Annotated in this window: 22 protein-coding genes; 9 read left to right on the plus strand and 13 right to left on the minus strand. The window is 72.9% G+C overall.

Going from position 1 to position 22729, the window contains the following annotated elements:
• Positions 1-33 precede the first annotated feature (33 nt).
• The 3 genes from OHQ87_RS24645 to OHQ87_RS24655 all read left to right on the plus strand — a co-directional run bounded on the left by OHQ87_RS24645 (position 34) and on the right by OHQ87_RS24655 (position 2704).
• Positions 34-1107: an NAD-dependent epimerase/dehydratase family protein gene (locus OHQ87_RS24645; RefSeq protein WP_328341593.1), complete on the plus strand. Its 1074-nt coding sequence runs from the start codon at positions 34-36 to the stop codon at positions 1105-1107.
• Positions 1104-1910, plus strand: a complete 807-nt coding sequence (locus tag OHQ87_RS24650) for a WecB/TagA/CpsF family glycosyltransferase (protein ID WP_328341595.1) — start codon at positions 1104-1106, stop codon at positions 1908-1910. The genes OHQ87_RS24645 and OHQ87_RS24650 overlap by 4 nt, the downstream gene beginning before the upstream one ends.
• Positions 1911-2083: 173 nt before the next feature.
• Positions 2084-2704 carry a hypothetical protein gene (locus tag OHQ87_RS24655; protein WP_328341597.1) on the plus strand — a complete coding sequence of 207 codons (621 nt, stop codon included), beginning with the start codon at positions 2084-2086 and terminating at the stop codon, positions 2702-2704.
• Here the strand turns inward: OHQ87_RS24655 and OHQ87_RS24660 are convergent.
• The 3 genes from OHQ87_RS24660 to OHQ87_RS24670 form a co-directional block, all read right to left on the minus strand.
• On the minus strand, positions 2672-3073 hold the full coding sequence (locus tag OHQ87_RS24660) for a hypothetical protein (RefSeq protein WP_328341599.1): 402 nt from the start codon (positions 3071-3073) through the stop codon (positions 2672-2674). The genes OHQ87_RS24655 and OHQ87_RS24660 overlap by 33 nt on opposite strands.
• Positions 3074-3226: 153 nt before the next feature.
• On the minus strand, positions 3227-3448 hold the full coding sequence (locus tag OHQ87_RS24665) for a DUF397 domain-containing protein (RefSeq protein WP_328341601.1): 222 nt from the start codon (positions 3446-3448) through the stop codon (positions 3227-3229).
• Positions 3418-4299, minus strand: coding sequence for a helix-turn-helix domain-containing protein (locus OHQ87_RS24670; protein WP_328341603.1), 882 nt, complete (start codon positions 4297-4299; stop codon positions 3418-3420). Before OHQ87_RS24670 ends, OHQ87_RS24665 begins: the two co-directional genes overlap by 31 nt.
• A 638-nt stretch (positions 4300-4937) precedes the next feature.
• On the opposite strand from OHQ87_RS24670, the gene OHQ87_RS24675 reads away from it, so the two are divergent.
• Positions 4938-5222, plus strand: a complete 285-nt coding sequence (locus OHQ87_RS24675) for a hypothetical protein (protein ID WP_328341605.1) — start codon at positions 4938-4940, stop codon at positions 5220-5222.
• 101 nt (positions 5223-5323) lie between these two features.
• Positions 5324-5842 carry a hypothetical protein gene (locus OHQ87_RS24680; RefSeq protein WP_328341607.1) on the plus strand — a complete coding sequence of 173 codons (519 nt, stop codon included), beginning with the start codon at positions 5324-5326 and terminating at the stop codon, positions 5840-5842.
• Between the two features lie 112 nt (positions 5843-5954).
• On the opposite strand, the gene OHQ87_RS24685 is transcribed toward OHQ87_RS24680, so the two are convergent.
• Positions 5955-6734: a PASTA domain-containing protein gene (locus tag OHQ87_RS24685; protein WP_328341609.1), complete on the minus strand. Its 780-nt coding sequence runs from the start codon at positions 6732-6734 to the stop codon at positions 5955-5957.
• A gap of 144 nt (positions 6735-6878) precedes the next feature.
• Positions 6879-7556 carry a PASTA domain-containing protein gene (locus OHQ87_RS24690; protein WP_328341611.1) on the minus strand — a complete coding sequence of 226 codons (678 nt, stop codon included), beginning with the start codon at positions 7554-7556 and terminating at the stop codon, positions 6879-6881.
• A gap of 113 nt (positions 7557-7669) precedes the next feature.
• On the opposite strand from OHQ87_RS24690, the gene OHQ87_RS24695 reads away from it, so the two are divergent.
• The gene (locus OHQ87_RS24695; RefSeq protein WP_328341613.1) at positions 7670-8812 is read left to right on the plus strand and encodes a hypothetical protein; all 1143 of its coding nucleotides are present in this window, start codon (positions 7670-7672) and stop codon (positions 8810-8812) included.
• Positions 8813-9032: 220 nt separating this feature from the next.
• On the opposite strand, the gene OHQ87_RS24700 is transcribed toward OHQ87_RS24695, so the two are convergent.
• Entirely contained in the window at positions 9033-10511 is a 1479-nt protein-coding gene (locus tag OHQ87_RS24700) for a glutamate--cysteine ligase (RefSeq protein WP_328341615.1), read from the minus strand.
• Positions 10512-10744: 233 nt separating this feature from the next.
• On the minus strand, positions 10745-11323 hold the full coding sequence (locus OHQ87_RS24705; protein WP_328341617.1) for a YceI family protein: 579 nt from the start codon (positions 11321-11323) through the stop codon (positions 10745-10747).
• A 100-nt stretch (positions 11324-11423) separates the two neighbouring features.
• On the opposite strand from OHQ87_RS24705, the gene OHQ87_RS24710 reads away from it, so the two are divergent.
• On the plus strand, positions 11424-11930 hold the full coding sequence (locus OHQ87_RS24710; RefSeq protein ID WP_328341619.1) for a MarR family winged helix-turn-helix transcriptional regulator: 507 nt from the start codon (positions 11424-11426) through the stop codon (positions 11928-11930).
• 252 nt (positions 11931-12182) lie between these two features.
• Here OHQ87_RS24710 and OHQ87_RS24715 read toward each other — a convergent pair whose 3' ends face one another.
• The 3 genes from OHQ87_RS24715 to OHQ87_RS24725 form a co-directional block, all read right to left on the minus strand.
• Complete coding sequence (locus OHQ87_RS24715) at positions 12183-14801, minus strand: ATP-binding protein (RefSeq protein WP_328341621.1); 2619 nt, start codon at positions 14799-14801, stop codon at positions 12183-12185.
• 124 nt (positions 14802-14925) lie between these two features.
• Entirely contained in the window at positions 14926-16080 is a 1155-nt protein-coding gene (locus tag OHQ87_RS24720; protein ID WP_328341623.1) for an acyl-CoA dehydrogenase family protein, read from the minus strand.
• Positions 16081-16239: 159 nt separating this feature from the next.
• Positions 16240-17772 carry an acyl-CoA carboxylase subunit beta gene (locus OHQ87_RS24725; protein ID WP_328341625.1) on the minus strand — a complete coding sequence of 511 codons (1533 nt, stop codon included), beginning with the start codon at positions 17770-17772 and terminating at the stop codon, positions 16240-16242.
• Positions 17773-17975: 203 nt separating this feature from the next.
• Between OHQ87_RS24725 and OHQ87_RS24730 the strand changes: the two genes are divergently transcribed.
• Positions 17976-18545, plus strand: coding sequence for a snapalysin family zinc-dependent metalloprotease (locus OHQ87_RS24730; protein WP_328341627.1), 570 nt, complete (start codon positions 17976-17978; stop codon positions 18543-18545).
• Between the two features lie 135 nt (positions 18546-18680).
• Here OHQ87_RS24730 and OHQ87_RS24735 read toward each other — a convergent pair whose 3' ends face one another.
• Together OHQ87_RS24735 and OHQ87_RS24740 are read right to left on the minus strand one after the other, a co-directional pair.
• On the minus strand, positions 18681-19598 hold the full coding sequence (locus tag OHQ87_RS24735) for a hydroxymethylglutaryl-CoA lyase (RefSeq protein ID WP_442930594.1): 918 nt from the start codon (positions 19596-19598) through the stop codon (positions 18681-18683).
• Positions 19599-19777: 179 nt separating this feature from the next.
• On the minus strand, positions 19778-19933 hold the full coding sequence (locus tag OHQ87_RS24740; protein WP_328341629.1) for a hypothetical protein: 156 nt from the start codon (positions 19931-19933) through the stop codon (positions 19778-19780).
• Between the two features lie 400 nt (positions 19934-20333).
• Here OHQ87_RS24740 and OHQ87_RS24745 point away from each other — a divergent pair, with 400 nt between their 5' ends.
• Positions 20334-21236: a hypothetical protein gene (locus tag OHQ87_RS24745; RefSeq protein ID WP_328341631.1), complete on the plus strand. Its 903-nt coding sequence runs from the start codon at positions 20334-20336 to the stop codon at positions 21234-21236.
• 46 nt (positions 21237-21282) lie between these two features.
• Here OHQ87_RS24745 and OHQ87_RS24750 read toward each other — a convergent pair whose 3' ends face one another.
• On the minus strand, positions 21283-22620 hold the full coding sequence (locus tag OHQ87_RS24750) for an acetyl-CoA carboxylase biotin carboxylase subunit (protein ID WP_328341633.1): 1338 nt from the start codon (positions 22618-22620) through the stop codon (positions 21283-21285).
• Positions 22621-22729: the final 109 nt, after the last annotated feature.

The raw sequence follows: 22729 nt of genomic DNA on the forward strand, positions 1-22729 counted from the left end.
TTTTCCAGCTCCCAACTTGACCAGGAGTGTCGTGTGAGCGTCGCGTTGGTGACCGGGTCGGGCGGTCTGATCGGTTCCGAGGCGGTCCGGCACTTCGCTGGGCTCGGCCTGGACGTGGTCGGCATCGACAACGACATGCGGCAGGAGTTCTTCGGCGCCGAGGCCTCTACCGCGTGGAACGTCCGGCGGCTGACCGACGAGCTGGGGTCGGCGTACGCGCACCACAGCATCGACATCCGGGACCGGGACACCCTCGGGAAGCTCTTCGCCCGGTACGGCCGGGACATCGCGGTGGTGATCCACACCGCCGCCCAGCCGTCGCACGACTGGGCGGTGCGGGACCCGTTCACCGACTTCGACGTCAACGCGGTCGGCACCCTCAACATCCTGCAGAACGTGCGGGAGCACTGCATCGAGGCGCCGCTGATCCACTGCTCGACCAACAAGGTCTACGGCGACCGCCCCAACAGCCTGCCGCTGGTGGAGCAGGAGACCCGGTGGGAGATCGCGCCGGGGCACCCGTACGAGCAGGGCATCCGCGAGGACATGTCGATCGACGCCTGCCTGCACTCGGTCTTCGGCGCCTCCAAGGTCGCCGCCGACGTGATGGTGCAGGAGTACGGCCGCTACTTCGACATGCGGACGGCCTGCTTCCGGGGCGGCACGCTGACCGGCCCGGCGCACTCGGCGACCGAGCTGCACGGCTTCCTCGGGTACGTGATGCGGGCCAACATGGAGCGCCGCACCTACAAGATCTTCGGCTACCAGGGCAAGCAGGTCCGGGACGCCATCCACAGCTCGGACGTGGTGTCGGCGTTCGAGGCGTTCTTCCGCGCCCCGCGCTCGGCGGCGGTCTACAACCTGGGTGGCGGCCGGCACTCCAACACCTCCAACCGGGAGGCGTTCGCGCTGGCCGAGCAGATCACCGGCCAGCAGATGATCACCGAGTACGTCGAGGCGAACCGGATCGGCGACCACAAGTGGTGGATCGGCTCGAACGAGGCGTTCCAGGCCGACTACCCGGACTGGAAACAGGTCTACGACGTACCGATGATCATGCGGGAGATCCACCAGGCCAACGTCGACAAGTGGGTGCCGGGAGCATGACCGCACAGGGCAAGCGGAACGTCCTCGGCGTCCTTGTCGACGCCACCGACTACGCCTCGGCGACCGAGCAGGTCGTCGCGGCAGCCCGGGACCGCCGACCGCTGGCGCTGACCGCGCTGGCCGTGCACGGGGTGATGACCGGCGTGCTCGACCCGGCGCACAACGCCCGGCTCAACTCCTTCGACGTGGTCACCCCGGACGGGCAACCGGTGCGCTGGGCGCTCAACCTGCTGCACCACGCCGGCCTGTCGGACCGGGTGTACGGCCCGACGCTGACCCTGCACGTGCTGCGCCGGTTCGCCGAGGAGGGCCTACCGGTCTACCTGTACGGCTCGACCGAGGAGACCCTGGCGAAGCTGATCCCGGCGCTGGAGCGGATGTTCCCCGCCCTGAAGATCGCCGGGGTGGAGCCGTCGAAGTTCCGTGCGGTCCAGCCCGGCGAGGACGTCGAGATCGCCGACCGGATCCGGGCCAGCGGTGCCCGGCTCGTCCTGGTCGGGCTGGGCTGCCCCCGCCAGGAGGTCTTCACGTACGCCATGCGGCCCCTGCTGGACATGCCGCTGATGGCCGTCGGCGCGGCCTTCGACTACCACGCCGGCCTGCTCCGGCAGCCGCCGCCGTGGATGCAACGGGCCGGGTTGGAGTGGTTCTGGCGACTCGGCCTGGAGCCGAAGCGGCTCTGGCGGCGGTACGTCATCCTCAACCCGGCCTACCTGGCCCGCCTCGCCGGCCAGAAGACCGGCCTGTGGAAGGCCCGGCCCCCGGCACCGGCCACCGAACGACCGGCCACCTTCGCGGTCTGAGACGTCCTGCGGACGACCGGCCGGTGACAGCGGGTCGGTGTGACAGCGGGCCGGTGACGACCGGCCGGCTGGCGTGCCGGGCGATGGACCGACCGCCCCCCTACGGGACGCTTCGGGGTGGATCAGGGGCCGTCCCGGATTCGCCGAACGCCGTTCTGGGCAAGGCTGTGTCCATGGATGGGCATCTCATCGTGCTGCTGTCGATCGCCGCCGTCTGGCTCGCTGCCGGTGTCGTGGCGGACGGGCTCCCCCGGCTCGACCGGGCCCGGGCCCTGCGCCGGCGTACCGGATGGTTGCTCGTTCTCTCCCTCGCCGGCCTCGGCCTGACCATGACGGTGCTGGCTGCCGGCCTGACCAGCGCCGGGGACACCCCGGTCGACCGGGCCGCCGGCCAACTTCCGCTGGTGGCCGTCCCGGCGCTCGTGGTGGCCACCAGCACGGTGCGCCGGGTCCGCCGGTTGCGGGCCGGCGCGGGCGCGTTCGCCGCCGCACCGGAGACCCCCGCGCCGTACGGTCTACGGGCCGCCGCCGGGCATCCGCTGGTCGGCCTGCCGCTGCAGGTGACCGCGCTGGCCACCGTGCCGGGCCTGCTCCGGGCCGCCGGGCTGGACCTGGGCGTCGACAACGGGGTCGCCGGGGTCGCGCTCACCGCCGGTGGGCTGGCCGTCCTCGCCATCGGGGTACGCCACGGCCTGCGGCACAACCGGCTCGCCGAGCGGACGCTGCCGACCGCCGCCCCTGCCCTGGCCGGGCTGCCCGCCTCACCGGCCGCGGCCGGCTCCCTGCACGTATAGCAGTTCCAGGATCGCCCGGGTCGCCTCGAACCACCTGTCCAGCCACCCGGGCGGCGGGACGCTCCCCTTCGGCGGCAACTCCAGCAGCAGGCCACGCAGCAGCGGATGGTCGACAAGCGACTCGGGCGGCTCTGCCGGCCAGCCGGCAGGCGGGAACGACGGCTCGGTGAGCGGGTTCGGGTCGAGCGAGGGCAGCGACAGCGGCGACCCGGCCTGCTCGGGTGCGGGGACACCGTCGCGGCCCAGTTCGGTGTCGGTGGCACCGACCTCGGTGAGCACGGTGTCGCGTCGCGCGCCGCGGTACTTGCCGCCGAAGCGTTCGGTCTTGCCCGGACCGTTGGTGAGGTTGTCTGAACCGATCGTCGTCATCTGCGTATCGCCTGCCTCGCTCGGTTGCCGCTGCGCGCGGCGGGTCGTCGACCAGCGCCGTACCGAGGGGTTCAACGAGGCGGGACGGAAGTGGCGACGGGCCGGCCGGGGAGTGTCCCCGACCGGCCCGCGGTCAACGCCACGCTGCGTTGGTCAGTGTTGGCCGAACGTGCCGTTTCGAGCATCGGCGACGAAGGCGTTCCATTCCCCGGGGGCGAAAACGAGGGCGGGACCTGTCTTGTCCTTCGAGTCCCGTACCCCGACCGCCCCGATCACGTAAGCCACCTCGACGCAGTTGTCACAGTTCGGCCCGCTTTTCGAGCTCTTGAACCAGGTTGCCTGCGTCAGGTCCTCGGGGAACCTCTTGGTCGCCATTTCCACAACGGCTCCTCTGCCAGTTCTGCGATGTGTGCGATGGACTCCTCCGGTCGCCTGGCCGTTGCTTGAATTTGATCGAAGATGGCTTTGTACTTCTGTAGTTCGTCGCTCTTCTCGAGGAAGAGCCCACCCGTGGCGTTCTCCGCGTACACGACATCCGGATCCACCGAGTCGGGGAAACCGAGAATCGTGAAGGGCCCGTCCATGCCGGCGTGCGCTCCCACCTCGAAGGGCAGGACCTGCAACGTCACGTTCGGCAGTTCGGCCACCTTCACCAGCCGCCGGAGCTGACCACGCATCACCGCGTCGCCGCCCACCGGCCTTCTCAACACCGCCTCGTCGAGCACCACCCACAGATCGACCGGATCGTCCTGGGTCAACAACGACTGACGGCCCAGTCGGACACGCACCCGCCGTTGCACCTGGTCGGCGGTCAGGTCCGGACGGGCCGCCTGGATCATCGCGGTGGCGTACTCCTCGGTCACCAGCAGACCGGGGACGACCTGCTGCTCGTACGTGCGGATGGAGCCGGCCGCCGCCTCCAGACCGACGTACGCCCCCACGAGCACCGAGCGGTGGGGGTGCCACCACCCCTTCTGCCGCGCCTCGCGGGCGATCTGCACCAACTCTTCGCTCTCCGTGCCCACCACCCCGTAGATGCGGAGCATGTCCCGGACGTCACGCGGGGTCGCCGAGGTGTGACCGGTCTCGATCCGGGAGACCTTGGAGGCGGAGCACTCCAACTGCTCGGCGACCGTCTCGATGGTGATGCCGGCACCGTCGCGCAACCGGCGCAGCTCGGCCCCGAGTCGGCGACGTCGGATGGTGGGGCTCCGCCGCTCGCTCATCGGGTCACCCCGGGTGTCGCTGACGGGGAAAGCTGGCGCCTCGCGCTCACCCGTTACCTCCGGTCGATCGCGCCTGCGTCCACACCCGCCGGGGGGCGCGACCGACGAGCGGCGGGCGATCGTTCGCGGCAGGGGTGGAGCCCGGTCGTCGACCGGCCGCGTCGGGCGGAACCGGCGTCCAGTGTGCAGCCCGGGGGACAGCGTGATCAAGCGCCCGATTCATGTGTCGGGGTTCCCGTATCGGCAAATTCGACGTGCAACTTGCATCCCGCACGACGCTGATGCAGGCTGTCCGCATGGTTCGAGTCACTCACCGTTTCCGGTCGATCTCCCGGTGTGATCGTCGCCCCGGCATCGGCCGGGTGGGCAGGTGCCCCGGCCCAGTTGCGTCATCGAAACCTGCCTCGGGTCGATGACCCCGCCGCTGCACGCCCGGTGGCTGCGGCGGTGGGAGCGATAGCACCCGTGAGCAGCGGGTGATGGTCGGGTGACGGTCCACCACCAGCGGATACGGCCCGACCATCGCCACACCGAGCACCGGCCCCGCGAGGCACGACCCCGTCGCCGGCCCCGGACCTCGTCCTCAGTTTCCGTACCGGTCGGCCCGCCACGCCGGCCATTCCCTCCCAGGAGCCCATGTGCTTCCCCGCTCCGGTGATGTTCTGCACGTCACCCGTGCCGCGAGTGTGCAGTTCCTCCGACCGATCACCTTCCGGGTGATCCGGGTGCTCGACTGGCCGACGTACGACGGCTGGCTCTGGCTCGACGGCTACCAGATGAACGCGTCGGGAGACGCGGTCAGCCGCAGGTCGATCTTCGTCCAGCAGGACGGGCTGATCCAGCTCCGGGCCGCGGCCGTGCCACGTCAGCACACGGCACGATCGCGACGGCCGGTCAACCGCGCTCGGATCGCGGTGGGCTGACTCCCCGATAACCCGGCCGAGGGGCGTGCCGCCGCCATAGAATCGGTACGCCCACCCCGGCGAAAGTCTCCACCCCGCGCGTACCGGCCCCTGAACCTGGGATGGCCATGGTCAATCTGCCCGCCGCGCGGCGGCACCACAGGTCCCGGGTCAGCTACGCCTTCGGGTTGCTGGCCCTGATCGGCGCGGTCGTCACCCTGGTGGTGGTGGCGCGCTACCCGGCCGAGTCGGCCACCCGGCTCGCCGAGCCGGTGCCGGCTCCCGAGATCACCGTGGTCGAACGGGGTGCCGCCCCGACCGACGACCCCGACGGTACGCAGCTGGACCGGGCACTCCCCGGCCCGGACCGGGACGCGACGCCCGAGGACCACGGCGCAGCCGGCTACCCGGACACCGGGCGGTCGGGCCGGGAGGCGACGACCGACAGTCATGGCACCGCCGGCGACCCGAACACCGGGCAGGCGGGCGTCGGTGGTGGTGCGTCCGCGTTCGCCGGCCCCCGGCACCCGGCAGGCGACCCGCGGGCCGTCGCCCGGTCCCTCTTCTACTCCGGTCTGCTCGGCCTGGCCATCTCCCTGGCCGGTCTGGGCCTGGTCGGCACCAGACGCCGGATGTGGTGAGCCTCGGTGCGCCGTCCGGGGACCGGCCGGCGCGTGGCGACGACGGAGCAGGTCAGGGTCGGACCCCGACGAGGCGGTGACGGAATCCGTCACCGCTGGCCGTCGGCATCCGTCAGCCGGTGGGGCTGACCGCTGGCGTGGAGGTGCCGGCCCCGGTCGGCGACGCCGACGCCTCGGCGGCCACCACCAGGGTCACCTCGTCACCCGGCGAGACCAGTTCACCCCGGTCCGGATCGGTGGCCAGCACGGTGCCGGGCGGCCGGTCCGACTCCCGCGTCTGCACGCGGGAGGACAACCCGAGCCGACCGAGCAGGGTCTCGGCGGTCTCCTGGGAGAGCCCGACCAGTGGCGGTACCGGAATGCCGGCGGGGCCGGTCGTCGGGGCGGCGGTCGGCGGAGTCGTCGGGGGCACGGTGGTCGGGGCGGCGGTGGTCGGGGCGGCGGTCGTCGGGGCGGCACCCGTCGTCGGCACGGCGGTCGGCGGCGGGGTCGGTGTCCCGTCCGACGGGGAATCCGCCGCCCGCAGGGCCAGCCAGATTCCCACCCCGACCAGCCCGAGCAGCAGCAGCGCGAGCACGCCCAGCAGGATGGGCGTCCACCAGCGGCGGCCGCGCTGCTCGTCGCCGTACCACTCGGCCTGCTCCCCGGCGTCGTCCGAGCGTGGCGGTGGCACCCCGGCCCGGCCGGACCACACCGGCGAACCGACCGTTTCGGCCGGGGTCGTCCCGGCGGTCGGGGGCAACGGTCGGGTCGCGTCCACCGACTCCTGCCGGGCGGTGACGTCGGAGGGTGGCGGTGGGCCAGCGGCGGGTCGCCCCCCGCTACCGGGCCGGTCCGGCGGCAACGGGCGGGTCGCGTCGTCGGCGGGTGGCTCCTGGCGGTCGTCGCTCATCGCACGTCCTCTCGCCAGCCGACCGGCGTCGGGGCCTCGACCCACCACGTCGGGCCCTGCGCCGGCCAGGTGGTCGTGGCCTCGGCCCCCCAAAGGTAACTGTCGGGGTCCTCGTCCACCGGTACCGGAGCGACGACCCGCCCGTCACCCCGTCGGCGTCACCTCGGGAGCCGACGTCGCCGGGCCACCGCAGGAGATGGAGACCTGGTCGTTCCAGTGCGCGGTCGTGTCGGCGGCAGGCACCTGGGTGGTGACCTCACCACGGTTGCCGGTGGGGTAGCGGGGGAACAGCCCCAGGTCACCCAGTTCCTCGGCCGCGTCGTCGCAGTCCTCGCCGACCAGGTCCGGCACGTCGACCTCGGGGGCCGGGCCGCTGACCTCGACCCGCACGGTGGTGCCCGGCCGGACCGAGGTGTCCTGGGCGGGCACGGTACGGGTCACCGACCGGCCGGAGCCGGTGCCGAATACCAGCCGCCAGCCGAGCTTCCGGTCGTGCAGCTCGTCCCGCGCCTTCTCGAAGTCGAGGCCGACCAGCCGGGGCACGGGCAGGCCGCCGCCCGTGGTGGCGGGCGGGGGTGGCGTGGTGGTCCGCGCGGGCGCCGGCCGGGCGGTGGTCGGCACGTCGCGCGGGCTGGCCGATCCGGTGGGCGCCGCCGCCGGGGTGGTACCGGTCTGCGGGGCACCGGGGTCGGCCAGTACCCACCCGACGGTGCCACCGACGGCGGCCAGCAGGACCGTCGCCAGGGTGCCGCCGAGCACAAGTCGGCCCCGGCCCGGCCGGTCGCGCTCCGCGCGGTCCTGTTCGGTGTAGTCGTCGTCCATCGTGCTCCCGCCTCGTCCCCGAGACGGTACCGGCCGCTGCCCACCGGTCACCGGGCGTGCTCCGGTGGTCGTCCGACTCGCCGCCCCGACCATGGGACGCTACAGTCCCCGGCATGGCGGGACGGGGCTGGGGAGGATCGGTGCTCACCGCGGTCGGCGTGGCCGCCGGGGTGGGCGCCGCACAACTGGGCTTCGGCTACGGCCTGGGCATCATCAACTGGGCTCCGGTCGACGCCGGGGCCACCGAGCCGTCCTGGTTCGCCAGTCTCGCCTGGGCGACCTGGATCGCCGCCGTGTCCACCGTCGCCGGGGCGGTCTGCGCCCAACGGCTGCACGAACGCGGGGGCGAGGACGTCGCCGACGGCACCCTGCACCGGGTGACCCTCGCGGTGGCGGGCGCGGTCGGTGCGTTGATCACGGTGCTGCTGGTCGCGGTGCCGTCCCGGGCCGCCTCCGTACCGGACACCTTCTCACCGCAGACCGTCGCGGCCGGTTACGCCGGGGTCGGCGTGCTGGTCGGGCTGGTGGTGGCGGTCTGGACGCTGCAATCCCGGGCCGCCGCGACGAACGTGATCGTCACCGTCGGCTGGCTCTGGCTGCTGGCCGTGGTCTCCGTCGTCGACGGGGTGCTCGCCGGTCGGGGGCTGACCAGCGCCCAACTCGGCATCTGGCAGATCGCCCAGGACAGCCCCCGGTTCTGGTTGCGGGACCACCTCTACTGGCCGGGCGCGCTGCTCGCCCTCGGCTCGGCGCTGCTGATCGGCGCGCTGGCCGCCCGGCGGGCCGCCCGGACGGCGGAGCTGCGACTCGGCGCGGTGGTCTCCGGCGCGGCCGGACCGCTGCTCGTCGCGGTCGCCTACTTCCTCGCCGTGCCCCGACTGGCCACGATCTCCCCGGCCCAGGTCTCGGCCCACCTCGTCGCGCCGTACGCGGTGATCGTCGGGGCGGCGGGGTCGGTGCTCGTCGCGTCGCTCGCCCAGCGGGCCGAGCGACGCGCCACCGCGCGGTCGACGCCGCCGGTGCCCCACCCCCGCACCGGCGAGTTGGACGACCGGCCGGCCGCCACCGACCCGGTCCCGCCGGCCGCCACCGACCCGGTCCCGTCCGACCCGGTCCCGCCGTCCGGTCGGGATGCCCGTGCCGACTTCCCGGCCGCCCCGGCGGATCTCCCGGCCACCCGGACCGACGCCTCGGGTGGGATGCCGACGGATCCGCCCGCCGTGCCCAGGCCCCGCGCCGGACGCCGCACCCCCTGACCTCGCCGGATGCGCTGATCCTCGCCGGCCCGCGCACCCCTTGCGGACTCGTCGGGGGGACAGACCTTCCCCGCGTCGGGACACACCTCCCGCACAGCGGGTATGACACTGCGGCATGAATATGCCGGTCCGGCATACGCCCTGGGCGATGAACGGTCTCCACCAGCCGACGGGTCGACAGCGTTCGCCCGGCGCGGCGTCCGGGGCGGGGCGGGGTGGATCAGTCGACCGGCCAGGTGTGCACCGGCTCGTTGCTGCGCTGGAGTTCGGCGTACCGGTTGGCCATGTGGTGCAGGGCCGCGTCCCGGTCGAGGTTGCGGTGCCGCTCGGCGGTCCACACCGTCTCGGTCTGCCAGACCGCGCCGTTGCGGCCGGTACGGCAGCGCTGTTCGATGATGCCGAGCAGCCGGTCCCGTTCGGCGGGGGCGACGCCGAACCGGTCCAGCCCGGTGGCCGCCTTCGGCAGCAGGGTGTCGAGGACCAGCCTGGTGACCGGCACCTGACCGAGCCGGGGCCAGTGCAGCACCGCGTCCATGCCCCGTCGGGCAGCCGCGTGGAAGTTCTCCTCGGCAGAGCTGAAGGTGAGTTGGCTCCAGATCGGCCGGTCCGACTCGGCCAGCCCGCGCGCCAACCCGAAGTAGAAGGCGGCGTTGGCAAGCATGTCGACCACGGTCGGGCCTGCCGGCAGCACCCGGTTCTCCACCCGCAGGTGCGGGCGGCCGTCCATGATGTCGTAGACCGGGCGGTTCCAGCGGTAGACGGTGCCGTTGTGCAGCCGCAGCTCGGAGAGTTGCGGGACGCCGCCGGCGTGCAGCACCTCGACCGGGTCCTCGTCGGCGCAGATCGGCAGCAGTGGCGGGAAGTACCTGACGTTCTCCTCGAACAGGTCGAAGATCGAGGTGATCCAGCGTTCCCCGAACCAGACGCGGGGGCGCACCCCCTGGGCCTTCAGCTCGTCCGGGCGGGTGTCGGTGGCCTGCTGGAACAGGGCGATCCGGGTCTCCGCCCAGAGCTGCCGGCCGTAGAGGAACGGTGAGTTCGCACCCACGGCGACCTGGACACCGGCGATGGCCTGGGAGGCGTTCCAGTAGTCGGCGAAGCTGTCCGGCGCCACCTGGAGGTGGAACTGGAGACTGGTGCAGGCGGCCTCGGGGACGATCGAGTCGGTGTGCGTCCGGAGTTCCTCCACCCCCCGGATGTCCAGCTCGATGTCCTCGCCCCGGGCGCCGACGATCTGGTCGTTGAGCACCCTGTACCGCTCGTTGGTGGAGAGGTTGTCGGCCACCAGGTGCTGCTCGGTGAGGGTGGGCAGGATGCCGACCATGACGATCCGGGCGTCCGACTTGGCGGCCCGTTCGTCGGCCCGGGTCAGGCTGCTGTGCAGGTCGCTCTCGTAGTCGGCGAAGCCGGCCCCCTCGATCAGCCGGGGTGCCGCGTTGAGCTCCAGATTGAACTGCCCCAGCTCGGTCTGGAAGAGCGGGTCGGCGATCGCGGCGAGGATCTCGTCGTTGCGCATCGCCGGTTCCGCGTCCGGGTCCATCAGGTTGAGTTCGATCTCCAGGCCGGTCATCGGCCGGTCGGCGTCGAAGCCGAAGTCGTCGAGCATCAGCGCGAAGACGTCCAGACAACGCCGTACCTTCTGCCGGTAGCGAACCCGGTCCTCCCGGGAGAACGCGCCCTGCTCGACGTCCCTACCCATGTTTCCTCCAGGCGTGAGACGCGCGGGACGGTGAGCGTCCCGGCGCGCAGTGTGAACCACCATAGGAGCGCCCACGCGCCGGGGCCAGTGCCCACCGGGTATGCGCTTACCGCTTCTCTACCCAGCGGCGCTCCCACCCGCACCGGTGGCGCTGTCGTCGGACAGTGACAATCCGCACCCGTACGCGTCGAGGCCCCCGCTCGCGGGGAGCGGGGGCCTCGACGGCGGGTGGCTCAGGCCTGGCGGACGGCCTCGCCCTCGATCTCGATCTTGATCTTCTTGCCGACCAGCACGCCGCCGGTCTCCAGGGCGACGTTCCAGGTCAGGCCGAAGTCCTCGCGGTCGATCTCGGTGCTGGCGGTGAAGCCGAACACGTCGGTGCCGAACGGGGTACGGCCGACGCCCTCGAACTCGACCTCCAGCTCGACCTGGCGGGTGACACCCTTGATGGTCAGGTCACCGAGCAGGACGAACTCGTTGCCGTCGTGGGACTTCACCGCCGTGCTGCGGTACTCCAGCGTCGGGAACTGCTCGACGTCGAGGAACTCGGGGCTGCGCAGGTGACCGTCCCGGTCGGCCTGGGCGGTGTTGATGCTGGCGGCCTGGATGGTGGCGGTGACCGCGGACTGCAACGGGTCCTCGGCGACGGTGACGGTGGCCGTCGCGTCGGCGAACTCACCGCGCACCTTGCTGACCATCATGTGGCGGGCGACGAAGCCCACCCGCTTGTGCGCGGCATCCAGCAGGTAGGTGCCGGCGGCGGGAATGGTGAGGCCGTCCCAGTCGCGGGTAACCGATTCGGTGCTGGTCATGTAACTGCCCTCCGGGGAAGATTGTGAGGAGCCCAACGACTGCCTGAGCAACTATAGTCGCAGCAATATTCCCCATGTCAAGCACTGTTAGGATGACCAGGTGGACGACAACGTGTTCGACGACCCCCGGATCACCGCCGTCGGCCTGCTGGTCGAGGCGCACGCCGGGCTTACCGCCCGCTTCGCCGCGCAGTACGAGGAACACGGACTCTCGGCTGTCGAGTTCGAGGTGCTGATGCGCCTCAGCCGATCACCCGGCAACCAACTGCGGATGACCGACCTGGCCGCGCAGACCTCCCTGTCCACGAGCGGCGTCACCCGGGTGGTGGACCGGATGGAACGCGACGGGTTGCTCCGCCGCCGGGCCTGCCCGTCCGACCGGCGCAGCTCGTACGCGGTGGTCACGCCCGCCGGCCTGCGGCGGTTGGACGAGACACTACCGGGCCACCTGCGGATCATCGAGCAGTGGTTCACCGGCCAACTCGCACCCGGGACCCTCGCCGCGATGCTGGACGGCCTGCGTCAGGTGCGTGACGCCGTCCACCCGGGAGCCACCGCCGGCAGCACCGACCGGGCACCGACCGACGAGCCGCCGCTCCACTGCTGAACCACCGCCGGGAGCCCGGCCTGTCCGCCGTACGGAACCCCGCCGATCCGCCGTCGGGAACCCGTCACCCACACCGGCAGAAAAAGCGGCAGAACCCAACGGACCCACCGGACGCACACCCGCCGATGCCCACAAAAAGGACGGTCACCCTGGCTAGCCTTCATCGCGCGGGGGAGCACCGGGGGGTGCCGGCGCGAGCGATTGAGCGAGGGGTTTGACCAGGGGGCTTGCTCGCTCGCGCCACCCCCGCGCCTATCCCAACAGGCGCTCCTCCATCGGCAGCAACCGGATTCCGCCCTGCCGGCACACCTGCGTCAACCGCTCGCGCACCTCGGTCGAGCCGGTGTTCGCGGCCAGCCCGACCAGGGCCTCGATCACGTCCCGCCGGTCCTGGCCGACCGCCCCGGCGGCCACCGCCACCGCGAACCACTCCGCCGCCAGCTCCCGGTCCCCCCGATGCTGCGCCACGGTGCCCTCGATCAGCGCACACACCCCCTCCTCCACCCGGACCGACCCGCCTCCGGCCGGATGAGGCCCGAACAGCCCCGCCTCCGCTCGGGACGGGAATGCCCCCGGGCGGCCGTCGCAGCGCAGCTCGGCCAGGACCTCGGCGGCCTCATCCGCCCGGCCCGACCGGGCCAGCGCCAGGCCCACCGTGCCGAGCACCCGCCACCGCTGCCCGGGATCACCCACCCCCGCCAGCGCGGAGACCACCCGCCGGCCCTGCTCCACCGCGTCGCCGTACCGGCCCTCCAGCCGGGCCACCTCGGCCAGGTCGGCGCGGGCCAGCAGGCGCAGCCGGGGCTCCCCGCACTGGGCGGCCAGCCGGTCCACCGCGGCGAGTCGACGCCGGGCGGCCGGCAGCTCGCCGAGACGGATCTCGTGCCAGGTCAGCTGGTGTTGGGCGACTGCCACGTCGCGGGTCCGGCCGTGCCGGGTGGCCAGGGTCAGCACCGCCTGCGCCTGCTCGGCCGCCTCCTCGTATCCACCGGTGGCGACCAGCAGGGTGCCGAGGACGAGCCGCGCCGCCAGTTCCCCGGTCACGTCGGCCTGCCCGGCCAGCACCGCGAGCGCGGCGCGGGCGGCGGGCAGTTCGTGCGCCGCCGCACCGTGTTCGGCGGCGAGCCGGGCCACCCCGAGCAGCGCCCATGCGCGCAGCGCCGGATCAGCATCTGCGGTACGGGGGTCGGCGAGCAGCCGGCGCAGCCACTGCCGACCACTGACGTCCCGCCCCCGCATCCGCCACCACCGGGGCAGCGCGGCGGCCAGCCGCAGGGCGGTGCCCGGGTCGTCGCGGGCGGCGTGTGCCAGCGCCGCGCCGATGTCACCGGTCGCCTCGTCGAGCCGACGTACGGCGGCGGATCGTCGCGCCCCGACCAGCTCCGGAGCGGTACGGGTCGCCAGCCGGGTGACCACCACCGCGTGCCGGCGTCGGGCTGCGGTCAGTTCGCCCCGGCCGGCGGCCTGCTCGATGGCGTACTCGCGGACCGCGTCGAGCAGGCGGAACCGCAACGGACCGGCACCCCGGACACTGACAAGTCCCAGCTCGACCAACCGGTCCAGCAGGGGCACCGGATCGACCACCACCGCCGGCTCCCGGTCGGCCTCGTCGGCGAGCAACTCCTCGGCCAGTTCCACCGACCACCGGTTGGCGAAGACCGAGAGTCGACGCAGCGCGGCCTGCTCCCCGTCGTCGAGCAACCGGTAGCTGGTCGCCACCGCCTCCCGCAGCGTCACCGTCGCCGCCCGGGTCGGCTCGGCGGTACGCCCCGGCGGCGCGGCCTCCCAACCTCGCCCGCCGAGATCCGGGCCAGCCAGGTCGAGCACCCGGTCGCCGTACCGGCCGAGCAGTTCGGGCAGGTCGAGGATGCGCCCCCGGGCCGCCATCAGCTCGATCGCCAGCGGCAGACCGTCGAGCCGCCGGACCAGCGCGGTGAGGGCGGGTAGCTCGTCCGGGCCGGGCGGTTCCGGGCGGACCCGGGTGAGCCGGGCGGTGAACAGGGCCGCCGCCGGCCAACGGGCCAACCCGGCCGGGTCGACCACGTCGGCCGGGGGCACCTCCAGCGGCGCCACCGGGCGGACGATCTCGCCGGGGATGCCGATCGGATGCCGCCCGGTCACCACCACCCGCAGGGTCGGCACCGCCGCGACGAGCAGGTGCAGCACCTCGGCCACCGGGTCGGGCGCCCGCTCGACCGCGTCCACGAGCAACAACGCCGGCCGGCCCCGGAGCCGGGCGGCCAACTCGGGGAGCCGGGCCGCGCCGAGCACCGCGCAGGCCGCGGCGAGCACGTCGTTGACGTCGGATCCGACGCCGATCAGCACCCCGGCCACCCCACCGGGATGCGCGTCGGCCACCGCGTGCGCCACGGCCAGGGCCAGCGCGGTCTTGCCCACGCCGGCCAGACCGACCAGGCTCAGCACCGGCGGCCAACCGTCGCCGGTCAGCAGCCCGGCCAGCTCGTCCAGTTCCCGTTCCCGACCGATCAACTCGACCGCCGGGGGGAGCGCGATCGGCGTACCCGGGAGGTCGGGGTCGCGGTGGGTGGTGCCGGCGAGGGTCGGGCGGTGCGGGAGCCCGACGGCCGCCGGGACCGCCGGGTCGGCGTTGGCCCGGCCGCGAGCGCTGGCGAGGAAGCCGGACCGGGCCGCGCCGGTCAGGCCGAGCGCCCCGGCGATCAGCTCGGCGGTGGTGCGCTGCGGCCGCTGCGACCGGCCGCGTTCCAGGTCACGGACGGTCCGCACCCCGACCCCGGCCCGCTGCGCCAGGTCGGCCTGGGTGAGACCGGCGGCCAGGCGGTGGGCCCGCACCAACTCCCCGATCGGGGTACGACCACCCGCGTCGGCCAAGTGATCATGATCCGGGGTCATGGGCAGGAAGGGTACGGACGGGATACGACGCCGAGCAGCCCTTCGTCGGCCTACCGACGAAGGGCTGCGGATACCCGACAAAACGCCGTCGCCGTGCTGCGCCCGACCCGATCGGACGGTACGGTCACATGCCCAGATCGCGGGCGATGATCATGCGCTGCACCTCGGAGGTGCCCTCACCGATCTCCAGGATCTTGGCGTCCCGCCAGAACCGGGCCACCGGGTACTCGTTCATGAAGCCGTAGCCGCCGTGGATCTGGGTCGCCTCCCGGGCGTTGTCCACCGCGATCGTGCTGGCGTGCAGCTTGGCGATGGCGGCCTGCCGCTTGAACGGCTCACCGGCGAGCATCCGCGCGGCGGCGTCGTAGTAGGCCAGCCGGGCGGTGTGCGCCTTCAGCTCCATGTCCGCGATCTTGAACTGGATGGCCTGGTAGTTGCCGATCGGCTGGCCGAACGCCTGGCGTTCCTTCGCGTACCTCACCGACTCGTCGACGCAGCCCTGGGCGAGGCCGACCGCCAGGGCGGCGATCGCGATCCGCCCCTCGTCGAGGATCCGCAGGAACTGCGCGAAGCCCCGGCCCCGCGCGCCGAGCAGGTTCTCCGCCGGCACCCGGCAGTCGTCGAAGGTCAACTCGTGGGTGTCCGAGGCGTTCCACCCCACCTTCGAGTACGCCGGCGCGACGGTGAAACCGGGCGTCCCGGACGGCACGATGATGGTGGACAGTTCCTTGGAGCCGTCCGGGTTGGTGCCGGTGACCGCGGTGACGGTGACCAGGGCGGTGATGTCGGTGCCCGAGTTGGTGATGAACGCCTTCGACCCGTTGATCACCCACTCGTCCGTCGCGGTGTCCAGCACCGCCCGGGTCTGGGTGCCACCCGCGTCCGACCCGGTGCCCGGCTCGGTCAGCCCGAACCCGGCCAGCGCCTCGCCGCTGAGCAGCCTGGGCAGCCACCGCTCCTGCTGCGCGGCGGTACCGAAGCGGAAGATCGGCATCGCACCGAGGGAGACCGCCGCCTCCAGGGTGATCGCCACGCTGGAGTCGACCCGGGCCAGCTCCTCCAGGGCCAGGCAGAGGGCGAAGTAGTCGCCGCCCATCCCGCCGTGCTCCTCGGGGAAGGGCAGGCCGAACAGCCCCATCTTGCCCATCTGCCGGACGAGCCCGTAGGGGAAGGTGCGCCGCTCGTAGTGCTCGGCGATCACCGGGGCGACCGCCTCGCGGGCGAAGTCCCGCACGCTCTCCCGCAGCGCCTCTTGCTCCTCGCTGAGCCGGAAGTCCATCGGTTCCTCCTGTACGGGTGCCTCCCCCGGGCGCTCGTGACGCCGGGGGCGGCGGGTCGGGTGGACGACCGGTCGGGCCGGTCGACGGTGATGGCGGATCGGTGACGGCCCGTCGGGCCGGGCCGGTCGACAGCGGCGGTGGCGGATCGGGGCGGCCGGTCAGACCGGGGTGACGCCGTGCCGGCGGCGGGAGAAGTGCCGGTCCTTGCTCCGGGCGGCGGCGAACCGGCGGACCAGTTCGGCGCGCAGCTCGTGCGGTTCGACGATCGCGTCGATCACCAGCTCGCTGGCGAGCCGGACGATGTCGATGTCCTGCTCGTACTCGGCCCGCTTCGCGGCGACGAAGGCGGCCCGCTCGGTCTCGTCGGCGATCGCCGCGATCTTGTTGGCGTAGACGGCGTTGACCGCCGCCTCGGCCCCCATCACCGCGATCTTCGCGGTGGGCAGCGCGATCGTCGCGTCCGGCTCGAAGCCGGGACCGGCCATCGCGTACAGGCCCGCGCCGTACGCCTTGCGCACCACCACACAGATCTTGGGTACGGTCGCCTCGGAGATCGCGGTGATCATCTTGGCCCCGTGCCGGATGATGCCCTGCTTCTCCACCGCGCTGCCGACCATGAACCCGGGCACGTCGCTCAGGAACAGCAGCGGCACGTTGAACGCGTCGCAGAGCTGCACGAACCGGGTCGCCTTGTCGGCCGAGTCGACGAAGAGCACCCCGCCCTTGAACATCGAGTTGTTGCCGACCACGCCGACGACCTCGCCGTCCAGCCGACCGAACCCGATGGTCAGCTCCTTCGCCCAGAGCGCCTGGATCTCGAAGAACGAACCCTCGTCGAGCAGGCCCTTGACGTACCGGCGCAGGTCGAACGCCTGCCGCTCGCTGGCCGGCACCAGCGCGGCCAGGTCGGCCTTCTCCGGCGCGGCGACGGCCGGCGCGCTGGGCGGCTGCTGCTGCCAGTTCGACGGCAGGTAGGACAGGTAGGTCTTCACCACGTCGAGCGCGTCGGCCTCGGTCCTGCACAGGAAGTGGCCCACGCCGGACTCGGCGCAGTGCACCCGGGCCCCGCCCATCGCTTCCAGGGTGGTCTTCTCCCCGGTGACCATCTCGACCATCCGGTCGGAGCCGAGGTACATGCTGGCGTTGCCGTCGACCATGGCCACCACGTCGCAGAACGCCGGGATGTACGCCCCACCGGCGGCGCTCGGCCCGAACAGCGCGCAGACCTGCGGGATCGCCCCCGAGGCGCGGACCTGGTTCCAGAAGATCTTCCCGGCGCCGCGTCGACCGGGGAACAGGTCGACCTGGTCGGTGATCCGGGCACCGGCCGAGTCGACCAGGTAGACCATCGGCACGCTCGTCGAGTAGGCCCGCTCGATGATCCGGATGATCTTCTCGACGGTGCGCGCACCCCAGCTGCCGGCCTTCACGGTGGAGTCGTTGGCCATCAGGCAGACCGGCCGACCGTCGATGGTCGCGGTGCCGGTGACCACGCCGTCGGCGGGCAGCCCCTCGGCCAGGGCGTTGGCATAGAGCCCGTCCTCGACGAACGAACCCTCGTCGACCAGGAGCGCGACCCGTTCCCGGGCGAAGAGCTTGCCCTTGCCGGCGTTCGCCGCGTGGTATTTGTCCGCACCGCCCGCGCGGGCGCGCTTGCGCAACTGTTCCAGTGCCGCATCGTCGAGCGTCACGCCGACCCCCTCGCCCCGCGCCCCGTGGACGCGCCGACCGCCGTGCCGCGCCTACGCCGTCGCCGCGCCGACCGGCCTGAACGATCGTTAGGCTAGCGCATCCGGACCCCGCCCGACCACCCGACCGACTTCCGTTCAAGATATTGATAGTTGGCTATCAGTCTGGCTACGCTCCTGACACCCCCTCCGGATTGGAGTGAGTCATGAACTCACGCATCGGCCGGTTCGCCGTCGCCGCCCTGGCGACGGCCACCGCCACCCTCGGCATCACGGTCGCCAACCCTGCGCCCGCCTCCGCCGCGATGACCATCTGCTACAACACCAGCCAGGCGCCGAGCTACGCGGGCATCGCCAGCCAGTCCGCCTCGATCTGGAACAACGCCACCACCAACCTGACGCTGACCGCGAACTGCGGCAGCAACCTGCGGATCTACCAGATCACCGGCGGCGGCTCGTACGCCCAGCGCACCAGCCTCGGCAACGGCCGGGTCTACATCGACACCCAGCAGGCCGCCCAGTACAGCCCGTTGCGGATCCTCACCCACGAGATCGGGCACATCCTCGGCCTGCCCGACAACTACAACGGCAACTGCGCGATCCTGATGTCCGGCGGCAGCGCCGGCACCAGCTGCACCAACCCGTACCCGAGCACCGCCGAGGCGAACCGGGTCAGCAGCCTGTTCGCCGGCACCCTGAGCGCCACCGAGCGCAGCAGCGGCACCGGCAGCCAGGTCTTCCGGGACAGCTGGCCGGCCCTGCTCACCGTGGGCTGAACCACCGCACGATCCGACGGAGGGGCCGGCACCACGCCGGCCCCTCCCGCCGTCCGTCGCGCGCCGGCCCGTCCCGACGCCCGGGCAGCGGTGCCGCCCGCAGGCCGACCCCGCCACCCCGGCGCCACCGGGTCGTCAGGGCCGGGCGGTCAGCCGGGTACGCGGGCCGGCCCGCAGCACCCCGGAGGGCAGCCGCTTGCCCAGCAGGTCCTCGGCCAGCTCGGCGACCGCGATCAGGGCGTCCAGGTCGATGCCGGTGTCGATGCCCATGTCGTGCAGCATGTGCACCGCCTCCTCGGTGGCCAGGTTCCCGCTCGCCCCCGGCGCGTACGGGCAGCCGCCCAGGCCGCCGACGCTGGCGTCGAACTCGGTGATCCCCAGCTCCAACGCGGTAAGCAGGTTGGCCAACGCGGTGCCCCGGGTGTTGTGGAAGTGCAGCAGCACCGGCACGTCCGGGGCACGGTCACGCACGGCGGTGACCAGCTCCCGGACCCGTCGGGGCGTACCCATGCCGGTGGTGTCGCCGAACGCGACCCGGTCGGCGCCGTCGCGGACCACCCGCTCGACGATCCCGGCGACCCGCCCGGGGTCGACGTCCCCCTCGTACGGGCAGCCGAAGCTGGTCGCCACGATCACCTCGGCGCGGGCACCCGCCCCGTGCAGCAGGTCGACCAGCTCGGCGATGTCGTCGAGCGACTCGGCGGTGGAGCGGTTGACGTTGCGCCGGTTGTGCGTGTCGCTGGCCGAGACCACCACCTCGATCTCGGTGAAACCGGCGGCCAGTGCCCGCTGCGCGCCCCTGGTGTTCGGCACCAACGCCGAGTAACGCACCCCGTCGGCCTTCCCGGCCCGCCGCCACACCTCGTCGGCGTCGGCCATCTGCGGGATGGCCAACGGGTGCACGAACGACACCGCCTCGATCCGGCGCACGCCGGTGCCGGACAGGGCGTCGAGCAGCCGCACCTTGGCCTCGGTGGGAATCGGCTCCTCGTTCTGGAGGCCGTCGCGCGGCCCGACCTCGCGGATCGACACCGCCGCTGGCATCTGACTCATGGTCACCTCGCTGTGACGTGGGGTCGCCGGAGCGTCGTCCCGTGCCGTCGCCCCTCGTGGGAACGACGACCGGGCGACGCCGGACGACAGGTGGTCCCTCCAGGGAACACCACGCCTGCCTCCGCCGCCACGCTGCCCCGGGTGTCGGGGGCCGGGACCGACCCCCGCCACCCGGGAGATCAACGCTGCGCCGGGCCTTCCACCAGCTCGGCGGCGCTGCGCAACACCGCCGCGACGGCACCCGCCCAGCCGACGACGTCCTCGCGGCCCAGCACCAGCGCCATCGCCGCCGCCCCCTCCGCGAACAACGCCGTCGACCGCAGGCGCCGGCCCACCCGACGACGGTCCAGGCGCGGGCGGGCGCCCCCGATCGATCTTCCGCTTCCCATGTCTCCACCCTTGAGGACGCAGTACCCGCCGATGGAACCCATCGGCCGGGGTGTGTGCCCGGCCGGCCGTCCCACACGTCGACGGCCGCCCCCGCACGCCAGGCACAACGACCGGTCGGGCCGCCCAGCACGCCCTTCTGGCCGGGCAGCACGCGGTGCCACCCGGCCAAAGTGGAGCGTGGCCGGGCGCTTCCGGGGCAACGGATACCGGGACCACGACCGCAACGTCCTACCCGGACAACCACCCGGCCAGAAACCGACCACGGGCATTGATGGAGGCGGTCATCATGGCTGGGTACGGGTACGAACGACCACCCGATCCGGCAGCTCTGCGAAAGGTCCGCGCATGACCTCCGACACCAGCACGCCGACCCCGCCGACGGGACGGCATCAGCGGCACTGTCTCGTCCCGCGCGAGCAGTTGGCCGCCGACTACGAGTCCCGGTACGGCTCGAAGGCGGTGTCCGAGTACGCGCTGACCGTCCGCGACCTCGTCGAGCTGTCCCCGGAGATCGGCGCGGTCGACACCTGGAGCCGGCTGGCCGCCCGGATCTGCGACAGGCGGTCCGGCCGCACCTGGGCCACCTGGCGCAAGCGGCTGTCCCGGCATTTCACCACGGAGACGAAGGGGCCGCCGTGGCAGACCGTCGTGCTGGTGGTCGACCACACCGTCGCCGAGACGGACCGGGCGGCGACCCTGCGCCGGCTCGAACGGCTCTACGAGGCGGCCCGGGGTGAACCGCCGACGAAGCGCCGACCGGCCACCGACGACCCGGTCCGGCCCGGGGGCGTCGACCCGGGGGCCACGCCCGACGGGGTGGACCCCACCGGGGACGACGCCCACCGCATCATCGCCCAGCTCCGCACGGAGAACGCCTCGCTCCGCACCGAGAACGCCTCGCTCCGCCGCACGTTGTCCGCGTGGAAGGCCCGGAACGACCTGCTACGCGCCACCGTCGAGGCGACCCGGACGGGACGCCCGCGCTCCGGGCCGCTCGACGGCGGCAGCCGCCCGGGGGACGTACCGCGACCACGGGAGACCACCCTGCTGGACGGGCTGGCCCGCAAGGACCGCAACCCCGGGCACTTCCCGGCCGGCCCGGCCCCGACCAACGACGCCCCGGCCGGTCGGCACCGCCCGCCCCGGATCGACACGGTGTCGCTGCCGCCCCGGATCGACGTCGTCGGCACCCCGACGCACCGACCGGTGCCCCTGCCGTACCCGTCGGATGGGGTCCGGCGGGTCTGACCACGCCGCCCGCGTGGTCAGACCAGCGCGGTCAGGCCCGTCCGGGTCAGCGCATCCGACCGACGATGCCGGTGTCGTAGTCGCCCGAGACGAACTCCTCGTTCGTCAGCAGCTCGGCGAAGAAGGGCAGGTTGTTCTTCGGGCCGACCAGGGCGAAGGCGGCCACCGCCGTCCGCGCCCGGGCCAACGCCTCGGCCCGGTCCACGCCGGTCACCACGAGCTTGGCCAGCAGGCTGTCGTAGAACGGGGTGACGGTGTTGCCGGCGACATACCCGGAGTCGACACGTACCCCTTCGCCGGTCGGCTCCACCCAGGTGCTGATCACCCCGGGGCCGGGCAGGAACCGCTTCGGGTCCTCCGCGTTGATCCGCAGCTCGATCGCGTGCCCGCGCGGGGTCAGCGCCGCCGGGTCGAAGGTCGGCGGCAGGCCGGCGGCCACCCGTAGCTGCTCCTCGACCAGGTCGACGCCGTAGACCAGCTCGGTCACCGGGTGCTCCACCTGGAGCCGGGTGTTCATCTCCAGGAAGAAGAACTCCTGCGTGGCGGGGTCGAGCAGGCATTCGACGGTGCCCGCGTTGCGGTAGCCGACCGCCTCGCCGGCCCGCACGGCGGCGGCCAGGAAGCGCGCCCGCAGCTCCGGGGAGACCGCCGGGGAGGGGGACTCCTCGACCAGCTTCTGGTTGCGCCGCTGCACCGAGCACTCCCGCTCGCCGAGCGCCACCACCCGACCGTCGGCCAGGCCGAGGATCTGCACCTCGACGTGGCGTACCCGGGGGAAGTAGCGCTCGATCAGCACCGACGGATCGCCGAACATCCGCTCGGCGAACGCGCGGACCCTGTCGTACTCGGTGCGCAGCGCGGCCTCGTCGGCGGCCACCGCCATGCCCATCCCGCCGCCACCGGCGGCGGCCTTGACCATCACCGGGTAGCCGATCTCCGCAGCGGCGGCGACCGCCGCGGCCAGGTCGGCGGCCGGCTCGGTGGTGCCGGGCGCGACCGGCACCCCGGCCGCCGCCATCAGGTTCCGCGCGTTGATCTTGTCGCCCATCGCGGTGATCGCGTCCGCGCCGGGCCCGACCCAGATCAACCCACGGGCCTGCACGGTACGGGCGAAGTCGGCGTTCTCCGACAGGAAGCCGTAACCGGGGTGGACGGCCTGCGCACCGGTGGCCTCGGCGGCGGCGAGGATCGCCTCGACGTCGCGGTAGCTCTGGGCCGGGTTCGCCGGTCCCACGCACACCGCCTCGTCGGCCTCGACCACGAACGGCAGGTCGACGTCGGCCTCCGAGTGCACCGCGATCGCACGGACACCGAGCCGCTTCGCGGTACGGATGATCCGGCGGGCGATCTCGCCCCGGTTGGCGACCAACAGCGACTCGATCATGTTTCCTCCAGCGTCCAGGGGTGGGGACGGATGTTCAGCGTCCAGGGTGGGGACGGATGCTAGGGAACCACGGCCGGGTCGTCGGCATCGAGTCGGGCGGGAGTGTCAC

Source organism: Micromonospora sp. NBC_00421 (genome assembly GCF_036017915.1).
Taxonomy (GTDB): domain Bacteria; phylum Actinomycetota; class Actinomycetes; order Mycobacteriales; family Micromonosporaceae; genus Micromonospora.